Annotated in this window: 16 protein-coding genes, 1 tRNA gene and 2 pseudogenes; 7 read left to right on the forward strand and 12 right to left on the reverse strand. The window is 57.7% G+C overall.

Annotated elements, in window-relative coordinates; genetic code table 11:
* The first annotated feature begins 137 nt into the window (after window positions 1–137).
* Window positions 138–1,487 carry a GGDEF domain-containing protein gene (locus tag J4E63_RS04505; protein ID WP_207281226.1) on the forward strand — a complete coding sequence of 450 codons (1,350 nt, stop codon included), beginning with the start codon at window positions 138–140 and terminating at the stop codon, window positions 1,485–1,487.
* A gap of 328 nt (window positions 1,488–1,815) precedes the next feature.
* The gene (locus J4E63_RS04510) at window positions 1,816–2,319 is read left to right on the forward strand and encodes a DUF4142 domain-containing protein (RefSeq protein ID WP_060738791.1); all 504 of its coding nucleotides are present in this window, start codon (window positions 1,816–1,818) and stop codon (window positions 2,317–2,319) included.
* 96 nt (window positions 2,320–2,415) lie between these two features.
* On the opposite strand, the gene J4E63_RS04515 is transcribed toward J4E63_RS04510, so the two are convergent.
* A complete protein-coding gene (locus J4E63_RS04515; RefSeq protein ID WP_060738790.1) occupies window positions 2,416–2,820 on the reverse strand; it encodes a low affinity iron permease family protein in 405 nt (134 codons plus the stop codon).
* 176 nt (window positions 2,821–2,996) lie between these two features.
* Here J4E63_RS04515 and J4E63_RS04520 point away from each other — a divergent pair, with 176 nt between their 5' ends.
* Window positions 2,997–3,143 (forward strand): hypothetical protein, encoded by a 147-nt coding sequence (locus tag J4E63_RS04520; protein WP_170866878.1) that lies wholly within the window; start codon window positions 2,997–2,999, stop codon window positions 3,141–3,143.
* Window positions 3,144–3,263: 120 nt separating this feature from the next.
* On the opposite strand, the gene J4E63_RS04525 is transcribed toward J4E63_RS04520, so the two are convergent.
* From J4E63_RS04525 to J4E63_RS04545, 5 genes and pseudogenes are all read right to left on the reverse strand, one after another.
* A complete protein-coding gene (locus tag J4E63_RS04525; protein ID WP_058543061.1) occupies window positions 3,264–3,674 on the reverse strand; it encodes a type II toxin-antitoxin system HicB family antitoxin in 411 nt (136 codons plus the stop codon).
* Between the two features lie 40 nt (window positions 3,675–3,714).
* Window positions 3,715–3,891: pseudogene (locus tag J4E63_RS04530) on the reverse strand (type II toxin-antitoxin system HicA family toxin); the annotation flags it as partial.
* Window positions 3,892–4,158: 267 nt separating this feature from the next.
* Window positions 4,159–4,518, reverse strand: a complete 360-nt coding sequence (locus tag J4E63_RS04535; protein WP_092204408.1) for a type II toxin-antitoxin system HigA family antitoxin — start codon at window positions 4,516–4,518, stop codon at window positions 4,159–4,161.
* On the reverse strand, window positions 4,518–4,820 hold the full coding sequence (locus J4E63_RS04540; protein WP_092332753.1) for a type II toxin-antitoxin system HigB family toxin: 303 nt from the start codon (window positions 4,818–4,820) through the stop codon (window positions 4,518–4,520). Before J4E63_RS04540 ends, J4E63_RS04535 begins: the two co-directional genes overlap by 1 nt.
* A 310-nt stretch (window positions 4,821–5,130) precedes the next feature.
* The gene (locus J4E63_RS04545) at window positions 5,131–5,760 is read right to left on the reverse strand and encodes a LysE family translocator (protein WP_207281228.1); all 630 of its coding nucleotides are present in this window, start codon (window positions 5,758–5,760) and stop codon (window positions 5,131–5,133) included.
* A gap of 145 nt (window positions 5,761–5,905) precedes the next feature.
* On the opposite strand from J4E63_RS04545, the gene J4E63_RS04550 reads away from it, so the two are divergent.
* From J4E63_RS04550 to J4E63_RS04565, 4 genes are all read left to right on the forward strand, one after another.
* The gene (locus J4E63_RS04550; RefSeq protein WP_207281229.1) at window positions 5,906–6,385 is read left to right on the forward strand and encodes an Lrp/AsnC family transcriptional regulator; all 480 of its coding nucleotides are present in this window, start codon (window positions 5,906–5,908) and stop codon (window positions 6,383–6,385) included.
* A gap of 214 nt (window positions 6,386–6,599) precedes the next feature.
* Window positions 6,600–6,896 carry a helix-turn-helix transcriptional regulator gene (locus J4E63_RS04555; RefSeq protein WP_207281230.1) on the forward strand — a complete coding sequence of 99 codons (297 nt, stop codon included), beginning with the start codon at window positions 6,600–6,602 and terminating at the stop codon, window positions 6,894–6,896.
* Window positions 6,896–8,179 carry a type II toxin-antitoxin system HipA family toxin gene (locus J4E63_RS04560; RefSeq protein WP_207281231.1) on the forward strand — a complete coding sequence of 428 codons (1,284 nt, stop codon included), beginning with the start codon at window positions 6,896–6,898 and terminating at the stop codon, window positions 8,177–8,179. Before J4E63_RS04555 ends, J4E63_RS04560 begins: the two co-directional genes overlap by 1 nt.
* A gap of 301 nt (window positions 8,180–8,480) precedes the next feature.
* Window positions 8,481–9,425 carry a hypothetical protein gene (locus tag J4E63_RS04565; protein ID WP_207281232.1) on the forward strand — a complete coding sequence of 315 codons (945 nt, stop codon included), beginning with the start codon at window positions 8,481–8,483 and terminating at the stop codon, window positions 9,423–9,425.
* A gap of 374 nt (window positions 9,426–9,799) precedes the next feature.
* Here the strand turns inward: J4E63_RS04565 and J4E63_RS04570 are convergent.
* The 6 genes and pseudogenes from J4E63_RS04570 to atzF form a co-directional block, all read right to left on the reverse strand.
* Window positions 9,800–9,873: transfer RNA gene (locus J4E63_RS04570), tRNA-Gly, on the reverse strand.
* 159 nt (window positions 9,874–10,032) lie between these two features.
* Window positions 10,033–10,917: an alpha/beta fold hydrolase gene (locus J4E63_RS04575; protein WP_103310310.1), complete on the reverse strand. Its 885-nt coding sequence runs from the start codon at window positions 10,915–10,917 to the stop codon at window positions 10,033–10,035.
* 311 nt (window positions 10,918–11,228) lie between these two features.
* Window positions 11,229–11,921 carry a pseudouridine synthase gene (locus J4E63_RS04580; protein ID WP_207281233.1) on the reverse strand — a complete coding sequence of 231 codons (693 nt, stop codon included), beginning with the start codon at window positions 11,919–11,921 and terminating at the stop codon, window positions 11,229–11,231.
* Window positions 11,922–11,956: 35 nt separating this feature from the next.
* A complete protein-coding gene (locus J4E63_RS04585; RefSeq protein ID WP_207281234.1) occupies window positions 11,957–12,175 on the reverse strand; it encodes a cysteine-rich CWC family protein in 219 nt (72 codons plus the stop codon).
* Window positions 12,168–12,773: pseudogene (locus tag J4E63_RS04590) on the reverse strand (GGDEF domain-containing protein); the annotation flags it as partial. The gene J4E63_RS04585 and the pseudogene J4E63_RS04590, both read right to left, overlap by 8 nt.
* A 322-nt stretch (window positions 12,774–13,095) precedes the next feature.
* Window positions 13,096–14,874: an allophanate hydrolase gene (gene atzF / locus J4E63_RS04595; protein ID WP_207281236.1), complete on the reverse strand. Its 1,779-nt coding sequence runs from the start codon at window positions 14,872–14,874 to the stop codon at window positions 13,096–13,098.
* Window positions 14,875–14,880: the final 6 nt, after the last annotated feature.

The raw sequence follows: 14,880 nt of genomic DNA on the forward strand, positions 1-14,880 counted from the left end.
TTTCATCCCCTTAAGTGTGATCGCCTGCGCTATCCTCATCGGTATTGGGCGCGTCGGTCTCGCTCGCTGTACGGCGTCACGAACTGACCATTGCCCGCTTCGCTCACCGTTGCATTATCCGGATGACCTCCAGCCCCATGGACACTTCAAGTTCCGCGCCGCTGGCCAGCTACATCGACCTTCTGCTGGACGCCGTGTGTGCCGTCGACGGTCAAGGGCGTTTCGTGTTTGTCAGTGCCGCCTGCGAACGCATTTTCGGCTACACGCCGCAGGAGCTGATCGGCCAGCCAATGATCGATCTGGTGCACCCTGCCGACCGCCAGCGGACCCTCGAGGCGGCGCGGGAGATCATGGAGGGCGAGCCCAAGCTCAATTTCGAGAATCGCTACCTGCGCAAGGACGGGCGGGTGGTACACATCCTGTGGTCGGCGCGCTGGTCGCCGGTGGACCAACTGCGCATTGCCGTGGCCCGGGACATCACTGAACGCAAGCAGGCCGAGTCCCGCCAGGCGGCGTTGTATGCGATTTCCGAGGCGGCCCATGCCGCGGCTGACTTGCTGGCGCTGTTCAAGCGCGTCCACCTGATTATCGGTGAGTGGCTGCCGGCGCTGAATTTCTCGGTGGCGCTGTATGACGAACAATGTTCGCAGCTGAACTTCCCCTATCACGTCGATGATCGGGAAGGGCAGCCTGAGTTGCCGGGCACGGTCACCGGGCGTTTGTGCGCCGAGGTGATTCGCAGCGGCCAGCCGATCCTGCTGACGCCCGGTGGCACTTCGCTGCCAGCGGGGTTCGACGACCTGGTGGCGCAGCCGGACGCGCCGTGTTGGCTGGGCGTGCCGCTGAATTCGCAGAACGGCACGATTGGCGCATTGATCGTCAAGAGTGCGCCGGACAACGAGCGCTACACCGAACAGGACAAGGAACTGCTGCAATACGTCTGCGCACAGATCACCATTGCCATCGAGCGCAAGCAGTTGCACGCCCGGTTGCAGCACATGGCTCAGTACGATCAGTTGACCCAGGTGCCCAACCGCGAATTGCTCCGTGAACGTTTCAAGTGCGCACTGACGACCGCCCGCGCCGCATCCGGGCGCATGGCTTTGCTGTATATCGACCTGGACCGTTTCAAACAGGTCAACGACACCTATGGCCACGGAGTGGGCGATATGCTGTTACAGGCGGTGGCCAATCGTATCAAGGGCTGTATCCGCGACACCGACACCGTGGCGCGCATCGGCGGAGACGAGTTCGTAGTCCTGCTGCACAGCATCCAGGCCTTGGAGGATGCCCGCAGCGTGCAGGAAAAAATCCACCATGCACTGGTCCAGCCGCTGCGCCTGGACGGGCACTGCCTGAGCATCGAGCCGAGCATCGGCGTGGCCTGCTTCCCCGACCATGGCACTGAAGATATCGCGCTGTTCCGCCACGCCGACGAGGCGATGTACGCCGCCAAACGCCACAATCACCGGGCGTTTGGTATTTGATCGTGCGTCACCGTTCGTCGTGGCGCCAGCACCTTTCTCAAACCTTCGCCGCGTATCTCATTCCAATACAAGACGGGGCCTGCGTGCCCGGTATTCACGAGTAAGGAGGGCTGAGCCATGCCTGGTTCAAGCAATGTTTATCCGACAAACATTGCTCATGATCGAACGAAGGTGTCTGAAGCAGGTCGCAAAGATGGGAGAACCACCATCACGACCGTCGATAGAAGCCCGTCGAAAGCCGGGTCGGACGTCTCGCTGAATATTCATGGCTGGTTCTGATTCAACGGTGGATAACCCACCAGAACTTTTATCAGAGGAGGGCGCGACCATGAGCCGTATGGCCAGCTTTTTTCGCACCACCAGTCTCGTCGTGCTGATGGGCCTGGGTGCCAATAGTGCCTGGGCCCAATCGCCTGCCGAATTCATCGACGATGCTTCTGCCAAGGGCATGGCCGACATCGAGACAAGTCGTATGGCCCACGCAAAAGCCGAATCCAGGGAGGTCAAGGACTACACCATTATGGTGATCAACGACCGCACCACCGCCAATCAACATCTGGCGAAGATCGCCAAGAAGCTCGACTTGCCTGTCGCCCCCCGGGAGGAAGTGGCCGACAAGGCCAAGGCCTTGATGCCACAGGTCACGGAAGGCGAGTCGTTCGAAGCCGCGTATGCCGCCAGCCAGGTCAAGGCTACCGAGGAGGCCATCGCGCAAATCCAGCAGCAGGCCCAGACCACCGAAGTGCCAGAGATCAAGGCCTTCGCCGACGAAACCCTGCCCAAGTTGCAGACCCATCTCGAAATGGCCAGGGCGCTGCAGGCCAGCCGTTGATTTTCCGGATCTGCTTTTACATTCAGGACCGGGGCGCCAGCGTCCCGGTTGATCTTGCCCGCCGAAAAAAGGCCTGACGCCACTCGTGCATAGGCATCAGCACTGGTTCAGGTCGATCTTGTTTTTTTGTTCCAGGCCGTCAAGGCTCTTGGCCTCGTCTTTGCCCATGTCCTGGTAGTGCTTTCTCAGCGCTTCCAGTTGCTTGAGGTCCAGCGATTCGAGGCCGAGCATTGCGTTCTGTGCATCCTTGGTCGCCCGCAATAATTCGTCGACCTTGAGATGCAGGATGTCCGTATCGCGGTTCTGCGTATTCTGGATCAGGAACACCATGAGGAAGGTGATGATGGTGGTCGAGGTGTTGATGATCAATTGCCAAGTGTCGTTGAAACCGAAGAAAGGTCCGCTGGCTGCCCACAGTGCCAACAACACGATGGCCCCCAGGAATGTCTTGGGGCTCCCCGCCCAGAGGGCCAGTTTTTGAGCGATTTTTGCGAACGCCATTGCCGTGTTTCCTTATTGGATGCACCTGTCTGGTGTGACAGCAACGAGGCGGTGAAAATTCTACTTACATTCCAGTCGCCAGCATCCGTCGACGTTCATCGTCCGGCACGATGACAGTCGCAACCATTGCCGCTCTCGCAGGTCACTGCTCAAAGCCCTCGGCATCGGAGTACATCATGAATCTCGCCCGCACTTTTTGCCTTGCCTGCTGCTTGTTCGCCCTGCAAGGCTGTTTCGACAACTCGGATAACGAGACCAAGGACAACACCGACGGCACCAAGTCTTCGGTGCAGATGCAAGAGTCCGGGGCGGAGAAAAAATAGCCGTCTGGCTGAGTCCTGTGGGAGCGAGCTTGCTCGCGATGGCGTCAGATCAGCAGCATCCATGTTGGCTGACAGAGCACTATCGCGAGCAAGCTCGCTCCCACAGGTGGTGGTGGCTTCTCACCGGCCTTGTTGCAACACCTTCAGCGCTGCCGAAGCCAGGAAGCCGGAGCGGCTCTTCTCTTCAGGATGGTGCAGCACGTATTCATCGATACGATTGAGCAGATAACCGGGCAACGTGATGTTGAGTTTCTGCGCCTTTCCCAGATATTTGGTCACATCAATGTCCACCAGTGCCCAGGTGCAGCCGGCATATTTCGGATTGGCGGCGTGCAAGGTAACGGTGTTGGCCGGCGGAATCGGCGAGCCGTCTTCAGCCAGAATTTCAAAATGTCCCTCAATGGCCTCACGCGCCATCGCCATGGCCTCGTCGAGGTCGTCGCCTGCGGAAAAACACCCTGGGATATCCGGCACTTCAACCCCCCAGGCGTGCTTGTCATCGCCCATGGAAATCGCAATCGGGTAAAGCATATTCATCGTCCTCCGGGAACGTCGCGCAATGGGCCGTCTGAAGCAGCGCCTGTTGCAAAATACTGATGGCCGTTTTCTTGAGCAGATCCTTCTTCGGATGAGGAACCGTGACCAACCCCGGTTTGGTCGGGTGCTTGAAGTGATGATGACTGCCCCGAACCTGCACCAGATACCAACCGTCTGCAATGATCTGGCTTATCAAGAATCGGCTATTCACAACACCTCCGTGTGGTGTGCTTGGTGGGTACTATACCTACTGAAATTTAATGATCAACACTATAACCACCAGGGATGACACTGGCGGGTGGGTGAGTGGGTTGTTCCGAAGTGTAGAAGCCGCGCCTGGTAAGGACTGCGGGAGACGTAGTGAGTTATTTCAGGATGTGATGAGGGTGGTGATGACTAAAACGAGGACATGAAAAACCGGTCACGATGGACCGGCTCTATTTGAGATGTTGATAGGATTGGTCGATGCCGTCACGTATTAGGCAACGTCCGCCAAAAGGCTCTCGTAAGGGATTCTCAATCCATCGTGAAGGCGTTTAATCATCGCCAGACTCAGTTTGCGTTTGCGGTTCAGCACTTCAGATACACGCCCGCTCGAACCGAGGAACGGTTCCAAGTCGCGCGCGGTCAAGCCTTGCTGGTCCATCCGGAATTTGATGGCCTCAATTGGGTCGGAAGGCGGCATTGGGTAGTGCTCGTCCTCATATTTTTCGATTAGCAAGGCAAGGATTTCCAGCTCATCACCTTCAGCCGAACCGACGTCAGCACCCCAGAGTTGCTCGATGCGCGCAAAGGCTGCATTCAAGTCGTCTTGGCTGCGAATGGGTTTGATGTTCATCATACGGTCTCCGCATTAATTTGGTCGTACTGGGCATGGGTTCCGACGAACCGGACAAAACCGAGCTGGCGCTGATAGTCGATCGCCAGAATGATTCGGTATTTGTTACCGCCAATGTTGAATACAACCCTGCTGCTTTTGAGAATGCTGGCTGTTCCGAGTTCTGCCTTAATCTCTTGAGGCGTGTGATAGGTTGCTTTCTCCATGTGTCGATACCATTCAACCAGTGGAATCTGAGAGTCGGCATAAGCCGGATTACTTTCCCAAAATTCCCGCAAGGTACCTCTCGCAATAATCCGCACCCACTATCTCCCGTTTTGGGAGGAGTCTAGTCTGAGCATCCCACCATTGCAAATGGTGCTTAATGGGAACGGAGTTGAGGGGGCTGAAAGGTCCGCTCGACCCCTAGCACCCCATGCTAGTGCGCTATTCCCGATGGTGAAGAAGTACATCAGAAGACGCCTGGTTCGATTTACTGACATTTGGAATGTGATGACGACAGATGATGCCACGTGGCGAGGGAGCTTGCTCCCGCTGGGCTGCGCAGCAGCCCCCGGTTTCAGCCCAGTTCGCTTCGCTCCAGGTCCCGTCCGACCAGCTTATCCACAGGCACTAGGCCTGCTGCACAAACGTCAGCCGCACCGCAAACCCAATCAAAAGACTCCCAAACAACCATTGCTGCACGCGCTGGGCCGAAGGGGAGCGTTGAAGCCAGCGCCCAAGCGCGACACCCACCAACGCGTAGGCGCTATCAAACAACAAACCCACGCTGACCAACACCACGCCCAGGGTCGAAAACTGTCCCAACACCGGCCCGCCCTGTGGATCGATGAACTGCGGCAACAACACCGAGCAAAACAGCAATGCCTTCGGGTTGAGCAAGTTGGTCAGCAGCCCACGCCGAATCGCCTGATACCAACGCCGCTTTCCGGCCTCGATACCGGCTCCTTCAAAACTTGGCAGCAACGTGGTCCGCAGGCATTGAAAACCGATCCATAACAGGTAGGCAGCTCCGGCCAGGCGCACCGCGTCAAACGTCCAGGGCGCAGTCTTGAACAATGCCGAAAGCCCCAATGCGGCCAGCGCGACATGACATCCCCGGGCGACGCCCAGGCCCACCGCCGTCGCCAGCGCCGCGCCCCTGCCCTGACGGGCACCGGTTTGCAGCAGCAGGATCATGTCCGGCCCAGGCAGCACATACACCACCATCAAGGCCATCAGGAACAACCAGAGCTCTGCCATGCCACATCCCCCTTCATCGACGATTCGGTAGCGTCAGTCTAGGGCCGAGGGGCAGGGCAGGTGGTTGCGAAGTCAGCTTCTAAAGCTCTGGAAATTGGCATAACCTGCCATGCACTCGTGTCATTCCATTGGGAAATGCCAATTCATGAAACTGGATGCCTTCGACCGCAAAATTCTCGCCGCGCTGCAACGTGACGGTCGCCTGAGCAATGTGCAACTGGCCGAAGAAATCGGCCTGTCCCCGTCACCCTGCCTGCGCCGTGTGCGGATGCTCGAAGAAGCCGGTGTCATTCGCGGTTACCAAGCCATCCTGGACCGCGACGAAGTGGGCCTCGGGCTGACGATCTTTGTCGGCGTGAAGGTCGAACGACACAACGACGAACAAGCCGAAGCGTTTCGCCAGGCGGTCACGGCATTGCCGGAGGTGATCTCGGCGTTCCTGGTCTCAGGCGAATCGGATTTCCTCTTGCAAGTGGTGGTGCCGGATCTGCGGGCCTACGACCGATTCCTCACCGGGCGCTTGCTGAAGTTGCCGGGGGTGAGTGACATCCGGAGCAACTTTGCGATTCATACGGTGAAGACGCCGGGAGCGTTGCCGTTGGGGCATTTGCCGGGGGCTGAATAGTTTTTACGAAGATGGCTCACCCTCGTGCCGACAACATGCGCTGCTTGAATGCATCGCGGCCCACTCGCAGAAGAGAGTTGGATGCGATGGTCATCCCTCAAGGGCCGGGCTTGCGCTGTAAATTATTAAAAGGTCATATACGATCCAAATATGGATTTTTAGATCTATAATTGGTCAAATATAGCCATTATTGAATTATTTCGGAGGAGTGGCCATGTCATTCATGCACTTGCTCTATTCGCCGGCTGAGATCGCTAGGAGTGTTGGGGAGAACGCGAAGACAATCCGTCTTTCAAAGAACCTCTCCCGCAAGACGCTCGCCGAGAAGTCGGGGGTGTCTGAGTCCACCATCAAGCGATTTGAGACGACCGGTGTGGTGACCTTGGAGGCCCTGATCCTTATGGCCACAGCGCTTGATGAACTCGCTTGCGTGACCAGGCTTTTCAAACCTGAGCATCCGAATTCAGTTGATGAACTCAAGAACGCCAAGCGCAAGCGGGGAATGAGGTGATGACGAAAGCGTTCAAACGCACTGAAGCTCTGACCGTCTTGAAAAGTGGCGTTAAGGTCGGAGAGCTTTTTAAAGCCGAAGGGAGGGGAATCTACTTCGCTTACGATCAGGGGTGGCTCGTCACTGGCTACAATCTCTCGCCGCTCACGATGGCCTGGGACGAAAAACCACAGTTAGCCAAAGACACAAACCTCTTCGAAGGGCTCCATGGGCCGTTCGCTGATTCCCTGCCAGATGGCTGGGGCATGCTGCTGATGGACAGATACTTCAACAGCACCTTCGGTGACGGCACCCACCTCACGGTCACCGCCCTGGATCGCCTTGCCTACATGGGCGAGCGAGGCATGGGAGCTTTTGAGTATCAGCCGAAGGCTGAAAAAACAGTGCTGCTTGGCCCTATTGATCTTTGTCAGCTGTATGAGGCATCCATCGAGGTTCAAGAGGGTGAAACCCAAGCAGTGCTCACCAAGCTACGGCTTGCCGGGGGTTCACCGGGAGGGGCTCGTCCAAAGGCGATTGTGGCTCTCTCGGCCGATGGCGCGAATGCAACCTCGGCCTTCGGGCCTCTTCCCGAGGGCTATGCACACTGGATCGTTAAGTTCAGAGCGTTGTACGAACCGGTGGAAACCGGGGCCATCGAGTTCGCTTATGCAGAGATGGCCAGGGCAGCCGGGGTAACCATGGCTGAGTCGAGTCTCTTGAATATGCAGATGCCCGACGGGCAGTCTGAGCATTTTTTTGCGACCAAGCGTTTCGACCGAGATGGCGAACGCAAGATACACATGATGACCGTAGCGGCACTCATGTATGCGAACTACCGTGCTTTGTCATCCATCGACTACCCCAACCTGCTGAAGCTCACCCAGATACTGACCAAAAGCGCTGTCGAAGTCGAAAAAATGGCCAGGTTGATGATCTTCAACGCTCTGTCGCATAACCATGACGACCATGCGAAGAACTTTGCTTTCCTTTGCCACGATCCCGCAAAGCCCGGGGAAAAGGAGATCTGGACGCTTTCCCCCGCGTACGACGTTACGTTCGCGAACGCCATGGGTGAGCACACCACTGACTTCGGTGGCCGCACCCCCGGCAAACCGACCAGGAAGAGGATCATGGAGATCTGCCGGGATTACAAATACCTCAAGGCCGAGGAGTACATCGAGCAGACTCTCGCCGCGCTGTCGGACTGGGGGAAGGTATTCACTCGATTGAGGATCCCACATAAGGCGGGGGAGCCGATCTTCAATGTCCTGGCTAAGTTGCATCAAGATTTTGAGGGGTAGCGTGTATTAGCTATTTCCCATGGGTGAACCGAAATGGGACGCGTCTGGTGGAGGGGATGCCGGCAGGTGCTCATACGCACAGCGGGGGCCCAAAAAGAAGCTTGAACTCCAGGGTTGGCGCTTGGGCTTCCAGAAACCAGAGCATAGCTTGCGTAAGCGTCTGGCAAGAGGGAGATGCCGCAGGCATACTTTAACGATACGGGAATCAGCTCTTCCCATTTAGAACCTTTGCTAATGAGTCGACATCAGCAGGACGCAAAGAATCCAGCCGGTTAGATTCGGTACCTACTAAGGATAGGCTGTGGCCACGAAATTTTTTCCGCGCTTTGGAATTTTCGAGTTTATAAGTTTAATTATCGGTGTTTTGGGGGTGGCCGTTACTATTTACCAAGCCACAAACTCGGAAAAAATGTCTCTTCAGGTCCGCATGGAGTCTTCCATCTCTTTGTTACAAGAGGACCCAATTCTAAAGGATGAGTTGCAAATATTTTATCGGGGAGAGCCCGTGTCAGGCATTTCAAGGTTGGATTTTCTTATTGTAAATAATGGTGAAAAGCCTATCTCCGCCTCGGAAATTGTGCTTGCGCCAACGATTTATTTTGACAGTGGTTCGAAGGTGTTATCTGCAAAAATTACATCGATGGACCCGCCAGATATCAATGCCAAGCTAATAATATTGGGTGATGATAATGCTGTAAGAATAGATCCCAACCTGTTAAATCCAACTGACTATGTCCGAATGTCCATATATCTGAGGAATCCCCCTGCCGTATTGCCAAGGGTCCAAGCTAGGATTACAGGACTTAAGAAAGTCGATTTTACTGATGCGCGGCCGGAAAAAAATCCTGTTAAGAAAGAAGTATCTTGGTTGGTCTATCCTGTTGGAGTGATCATGGGGGTGTTCCTGCTCTTCCTCTTCCCAATGTTTCGCGAGTCCAGTCAGCATCGTAGATTAAGATCCAGGCTCACGAGCAATAATAATCTTGTAAAAGAGCTAAGTTCATCTGATGATTTTCAGTCTTTTATAACCCAGAATATGGCGTTTGCTATCAATAGCGAAAAATCTACCATGATGTCGTTGCTGGAAAGTTATGCAGCAGAAGGTAGTGATGATAATAAGAGACGCTTGGTAGCGTCCATAGAGCGCGTTGCAATGGAGACGGGAGGGGCGGAAATTCTCTTTTACATCTGTCCGTTTGTTCTAGGTGCTAGCGGTTTCTATATTTATTATCAGTTATTTTTATAGGTGTGCCTGTCAAATTCATTGACGAGTCTCTTTAACATAACAGGTATGAAGGGATGAGTGAAGACATCATCAGACCACTTGAAGACGCCAGCTTGGGCACAAGAGTGACTCAATGTCGATACGCTGGCTCAATGGCTGGCTGGGATTTGTAGAGTTCGGCGCAAGTAGTGTTGCCTGGGCGCGCGCTGATGTCGCTGTTTGGCGCAGTGTGGAAATAGGGACGTATTTATTTTGGACGTAGACGGGGAGCCATCTATCTACGCTCGGAGATCACCTCACACTTCCCCGAATATCAGCCATAAAAAAACCGGCCACCATGGGCCGGTTTTTTAATCCCCCGTCAAAAAACATACGACAAGGGACCAGAATTCGATTGGAGCGGGTGAAGGGAATCGAACCCTCGTTATCAGCTTGGGAAGCTGGAGTAATGCCATTATACGACACCCGCTCAGAGCGGCTGACTTTGTACCAGATGTGGCCACGGATTTGAAGTTTTTCTTTACGTGCGGCGAGGTCACTCGTCTACGCAAGGCTCAAACCAGAGCGGTCGTTGGCGGGCAAGCCCCTGTGCTGATGGGGGAAGGGGCTTGCTCGCCAGGACTCGGTTTCAGATAGCCAGTGCATGGTAGCCCTGCACGTAGCTATAGCGCGGTCGGCTTTCGTGGTGTTCCGGTGTGAGGAAACCCAGCAAGGCGTTGCGGCTGTCGCGGCAGGCGGCTTTGTGTTCCATGTCCAGGAAGTGCCCGGTGGCTTGCAGCGTGCTGAAGGTGCTGTGCTCGACGTGGTTGGCGAACAGCCTGGCGTCGACGGCCGAGGTGTATTCGTCCCATTCGCCGTTCAGGAACAGTACCGGCACGTTGATTTTCCTGGCCGCGTTGACGTAGCACTGCTGGTCGCTGTGGAGCACGTCGGTGATGTGGAAGTGCATCTGCCCGTACTCATGCTCGGCCAGGCTGCTGACGTGGCGATAGTTGAAGCGCTTGAACAGCGGCGGCAGATGCTTGCCGATGGTGCTGTTGACCAAGTGCCCGACACGGTCGCCGTCCAGGCTGCCCAGGTAATCCACGCCGCGTTCCAGGTAGTCGCGCATCGGCGCGTTGAGCACCGGTGAGAACGAGCTGATCACCGCTTTTTCGATGCGCCTTGGTCGATGGGCCAGGGCGCTCAGCGTGGCGGCGCCGCCCCAGGAAAACGACAGCACGTGCTCGGCGGCGAAGTGATCGATCAGCTCCAGGAGGATCTGCCCTTCGATCTCCTTCGTCAGCATTTTCTCGTGGCGATTGTGAGCCTTGGACTTGCCCGCGTAGGGCTGGTCGTACAGCACGACATTGAATTGCGGGTAGAGGTTTTTGGCGGTCTGTGCAAACGACGCAGTGGTGGCCATCGAGCCGTTGACCAGGATGATGGTCTTTTGTGCGGCGTCTGCGCGATAGAACTCCGTGTAAACCCGATACTGACCCTGTATATCCAGCACAGCGATTTCTGGCCTCATGTCATAAGACTCCTGGCAAGCGGGTATGCGCGCAATGAGATTGCACGGGCAATGTGACAGGTAGGCATACGCCTGGAAGATAAGGCCCATGTCGATCCAAGGAAGACGGTCGACGGGTGTTGTTATAGGCGGGCAGTTTGCCGGGCGGACAAGGCGGAACCTGAGGGTTCCCGCCGGCAAAAAGTTTCTTGGAAGTATGTGGTGACTCATCGGTCACATTTCGGCCGACGGTTTGATTCAAGCAGGGGGGCGACCGTTGCGCAAGTACCTGTCGGAAAATTGTTCGACACTTCTGCCGAGCGGTAGCGGGATCAGATGAGCTGGATTTCCTCAGGGCTCAAGGCGCGGTATTGGCCCGGCTCGAGATGGCCGTCCAACGTGAGCGGGCCCATGCGCTCGCGGTGCAGGCGCAGCACCTTGTTGTTGAAGTGGCCGAACATGCGTTTGACTTGGTGGTAGCGCCCTTCAACGATGCTCAAGCGCGCCGATTTTTCCCCCAGCAGCGTCAGTTCTGCCGGCTGGGTGGTGAGGTCTTCGAAGGCGAAATACAGGCCTCGGGTGAAGGTGTCGGCGTATTCGGCGGTGATGGTTCGCTCGGTTTCGACGTAGTAGACCTTGGGCAGCTTGGTCTGCGGTTGGGTCAGGCGCCGCGACCAGCTGCCGTCATTGGTGATCAACATCAGCCCGGTGGTGTTGAAATCCAGGCGCCCGGCGATGTGCAGGTCGTCCTTGTCCGGTTCGTCCAGCCAGTCGAGGACGGTGGGGTGTTGTGGATCGCGAGTGGCACTGACGCAGCCGGGTGGCTTGTGCAGCATGAAGTAGCGCGCCGGTCGGCCGGCTTGCAGCACTTCGTCGTCGACTTCGACGCGACTGAATTCTCGTACCGGTGCATGGGGATCGTTGACGGTCTGGCCGTCGATTCGCACCCGGCGCTCCACCAGCAACAGGCGCACTTGTTGGCGATTGAATCGCGGGAGATTGCTGAGGAAACGGTCGACGCGCATGGGCAGTTCAGGCAGGGCAGCGGAGGGTGGGCATCTTACGCGATCGTCTGGGGTTTGGCGCGCAACTGGGCTTGGACCTGGGCGCAGCGTGGGCACAGGCAGGACTGATCACGCAGTTCGGCCGGCAATGCTTCAAGCACGGCCGGATCGATGCTCACGCCATAACACCAGCAGGCCCGGTCGGCGGTTCGTGGATCGGCCAGGGTGCAGTCGTTGGTGCCGCCGCAGGCCGGGCAAAGGTCGGGTTTATTCATAACTGGAGTGAGGCATGTCCACGCAGGTTCGGTTGCACCCGGTCTGCCGGGCGCGTTGCAACGCATGATCGGTCCGCGACAGCAAGCTGTGCAAGGTGTCTTCGCCCTGCAAGGTGGTGAGGCCGAGGCTGACGGTGACCAGCAATTGTTTACCACTGCAGAAATAGCGCTGCTTTTCGATGTGCTGACGAATTTTCTCCGCGATTTTCAGACCGGTCTGTCCGTCGGTGTCCTTGAGCAGGACGACAAAGGCTTCGGCGCTCCAGCGACAGACGATGTCCGAATGCCGCAGGCTCTCAGTCAGGCTGCGGGCGAACCCGGTCAACAGTTGATCGGTGGCGATATGACCGTGGGTGGTGTCCAGCCGCTTGAAGTCGTCCAGTTCCACCAGCAGCGCCGTCAAGGGTCTGGGCTCGCGCTGGGCTTCGTGCAGGGCTTGCACGGCCAGCAGGTCGAAGCCACGGCGGTTTGGCAATTCAGTCAGGCCGTCGAGGGTGGCCTGGGCGTCGATGCGTTGCTGGTAGTCGTTGATCAGCCGATAAAGAATGGCCAGGACCGCCAGCGTCACGAGCACGCCGATCATCAGGTTCACGTACAGCGTCTTGAGAACATGATCGCGCATCGAGGCATGGGCTGCGTAATAGCCCAGCAACGCAATGACCAGGAAACCAGTACCGAGCAGCGCCACCACCGCCAGCAGCGGCTTGCACTGGGAATACAACGGCGAACGGAGCGACATGGCGATTCCCTTGGCGCAGACCCAATGAAGTCAGTTTAGTGGCCTTGTGGGAAAAGACAGTCGAATTTGCAGGTTTGTAGGAGCGTGGCGAGGGAGCTTGCTCCCGCTGGGCCGAGAAGCGGCCCCGAAAGCGTTTGCTTCGCAGCCGAGCGGGAGCAAGCTCCCTCGCCACCCATCAACGCTATTTCAGACTCTGTAAATAAGCCCGCCATCCCCCCAGATGGCTGATGTCCCGCGCACCTTCCAGGCCATATGGCTCACAGATGAATCCGCTTTCCCAGCGCCCATCGGCCAGTTGCACCTTGCCCAGCCCCAACGGTGCGGGAATGCCCGTCAGGAACGAGCCCAGTTCACTGCTCGGCAGCTCCCAGACTTCGACCTCGATCGCCACGCCGCCTTCACGAACCCGAACCATGCCGGGACGCAAGGGTGGGCCGCCGGCCAAGGCATGGAGGCGGTAGTCCGGTGAGCTTTGGGTGGCCTCGATCAGCCGGGCACCGCGTTGCTTGAGCTGCCAGTTCAGTGCCAACCCGTCCAGGTGTGCGCCGCACACGACCAGTCGCGCCCGGTCGTGGCGAGCCGGGTGGGCGGGCACGGGCAAGGTCTTGTCCTGTTGACGCTGCAAGGCATCGGCCAGGCTCAAGAGGTATTGATCGGTGAAGGCTCGACCGAACAGCGTCACACCCCAGGGCAAGCCGTTGGTCATGAACGCGCTGGGAACGGCGACGGCGGCGTAGTCCAGCAGGTTCATGAAATTGGTGTAGTAACCCAGTTCCGAGTTGCGTAGCACCGGTTCTGCGGCCAGTTCGGCCAGGGTCACTGGTCGGCCGATGGTCGGTGTGAGTACGCAATCAAGCGCGTCCATGGCCCGGTCGCATTGGGCTTTGAGTGCTTGCAACCGGTATCGGGCGCGGAAGGTTTGTACGCCATCTACCGTAGGCGCTTTCGCCAGTACGGCACGGATGACGGGCAGCACGGCGTCGGGCTCGCGCTCCATCAATGGGCCGGCAACGCTGTAGCGTTCGGCCACCCACGGGCCTTCATAAAGCAGCCGTGCGGCTTCCAGGAACGGCGACAGGTCCAGTTCCACGGCTTCGCCGCCCAGACGTTCGAGTCGCTCGATGGCCTCCAGAAACAGTTGCGGACCTTCAGGGCAGCCGAAAAACGCCAGGTCTTGCTGGCGCGGCACACCGAAACGAAAGCGCCGAGGCGCGCCGAACGCAGAGCCGTCGTTCCACTGCGGGTTGTGGCGGCTGTAGTCGTCACGAGGGTCTGGACGGGCCGTCAGCGCCAATAGCTGGCTGGATTCCTTGGCCGTCGCCGTGAAGGTCGTGACGCAGTCCAGCGTGCGACAGGCCGGGACCACGCCCGCCGTGGAGATCAATCCCAGGGTGGCTTTCAATCCCACCAGGTTGTTCAGCGCGGCGGGCACCCGGCCGGAGCCGGCGGTATCGGTGCCCAAGGCAAAACTTGCCACGCCCAGGGCCACGGCCAGCGACGAACCGGCGCTCGAACCGCCTGCCGGATAGTCGGGCAACACGCTGTTGCGGCAGGCGCCGTAGGGCGAGCGGGTGCCATTGAGCCCGGTGGCGAACTGGTCGAGGTTGGTCTTGCCCAGGGGGATCGCGCCCAGTGCCAGCAACTGCTCGACAATGGTCGCCGAGCGAGGCGGCACATAGGCAAACGCCGGGCAGGCTGCCGTGGTCGGAATGCCGGCCAGGTCGATGTTGTCCTTGATGGCAAAAGGTACGCCATACAGGGGCAGGCTCTCCAGGTCGCGGCCTTCCAATGCGGCCAGGTAGGGCTCCAGTTCCTCGACCGTCAGCAGGTGGATGAACAGGTGATAGTCCGGGTTCAGCGCCGCGGCTTTTTCCCGCAGGTCCAACAGCAATTTCCGAGGCGTCAGTTCGCCGCTGCGATAGGCATTGCGCAGTTCGTCCAAGCGAAGCGAAAGGTTCATGGTGTT

Source organism: Pseudomonas sp. FW300-N2F2 (assembly GCF_017351655.1).
Lineage (GTDB): Bacteria > Pseudomonadota > Gammaproteobacteria > Pseudomonadales > Pseudomonadaceae > Aquipseudomonas > Aquipseudomonas fluorescens_AA.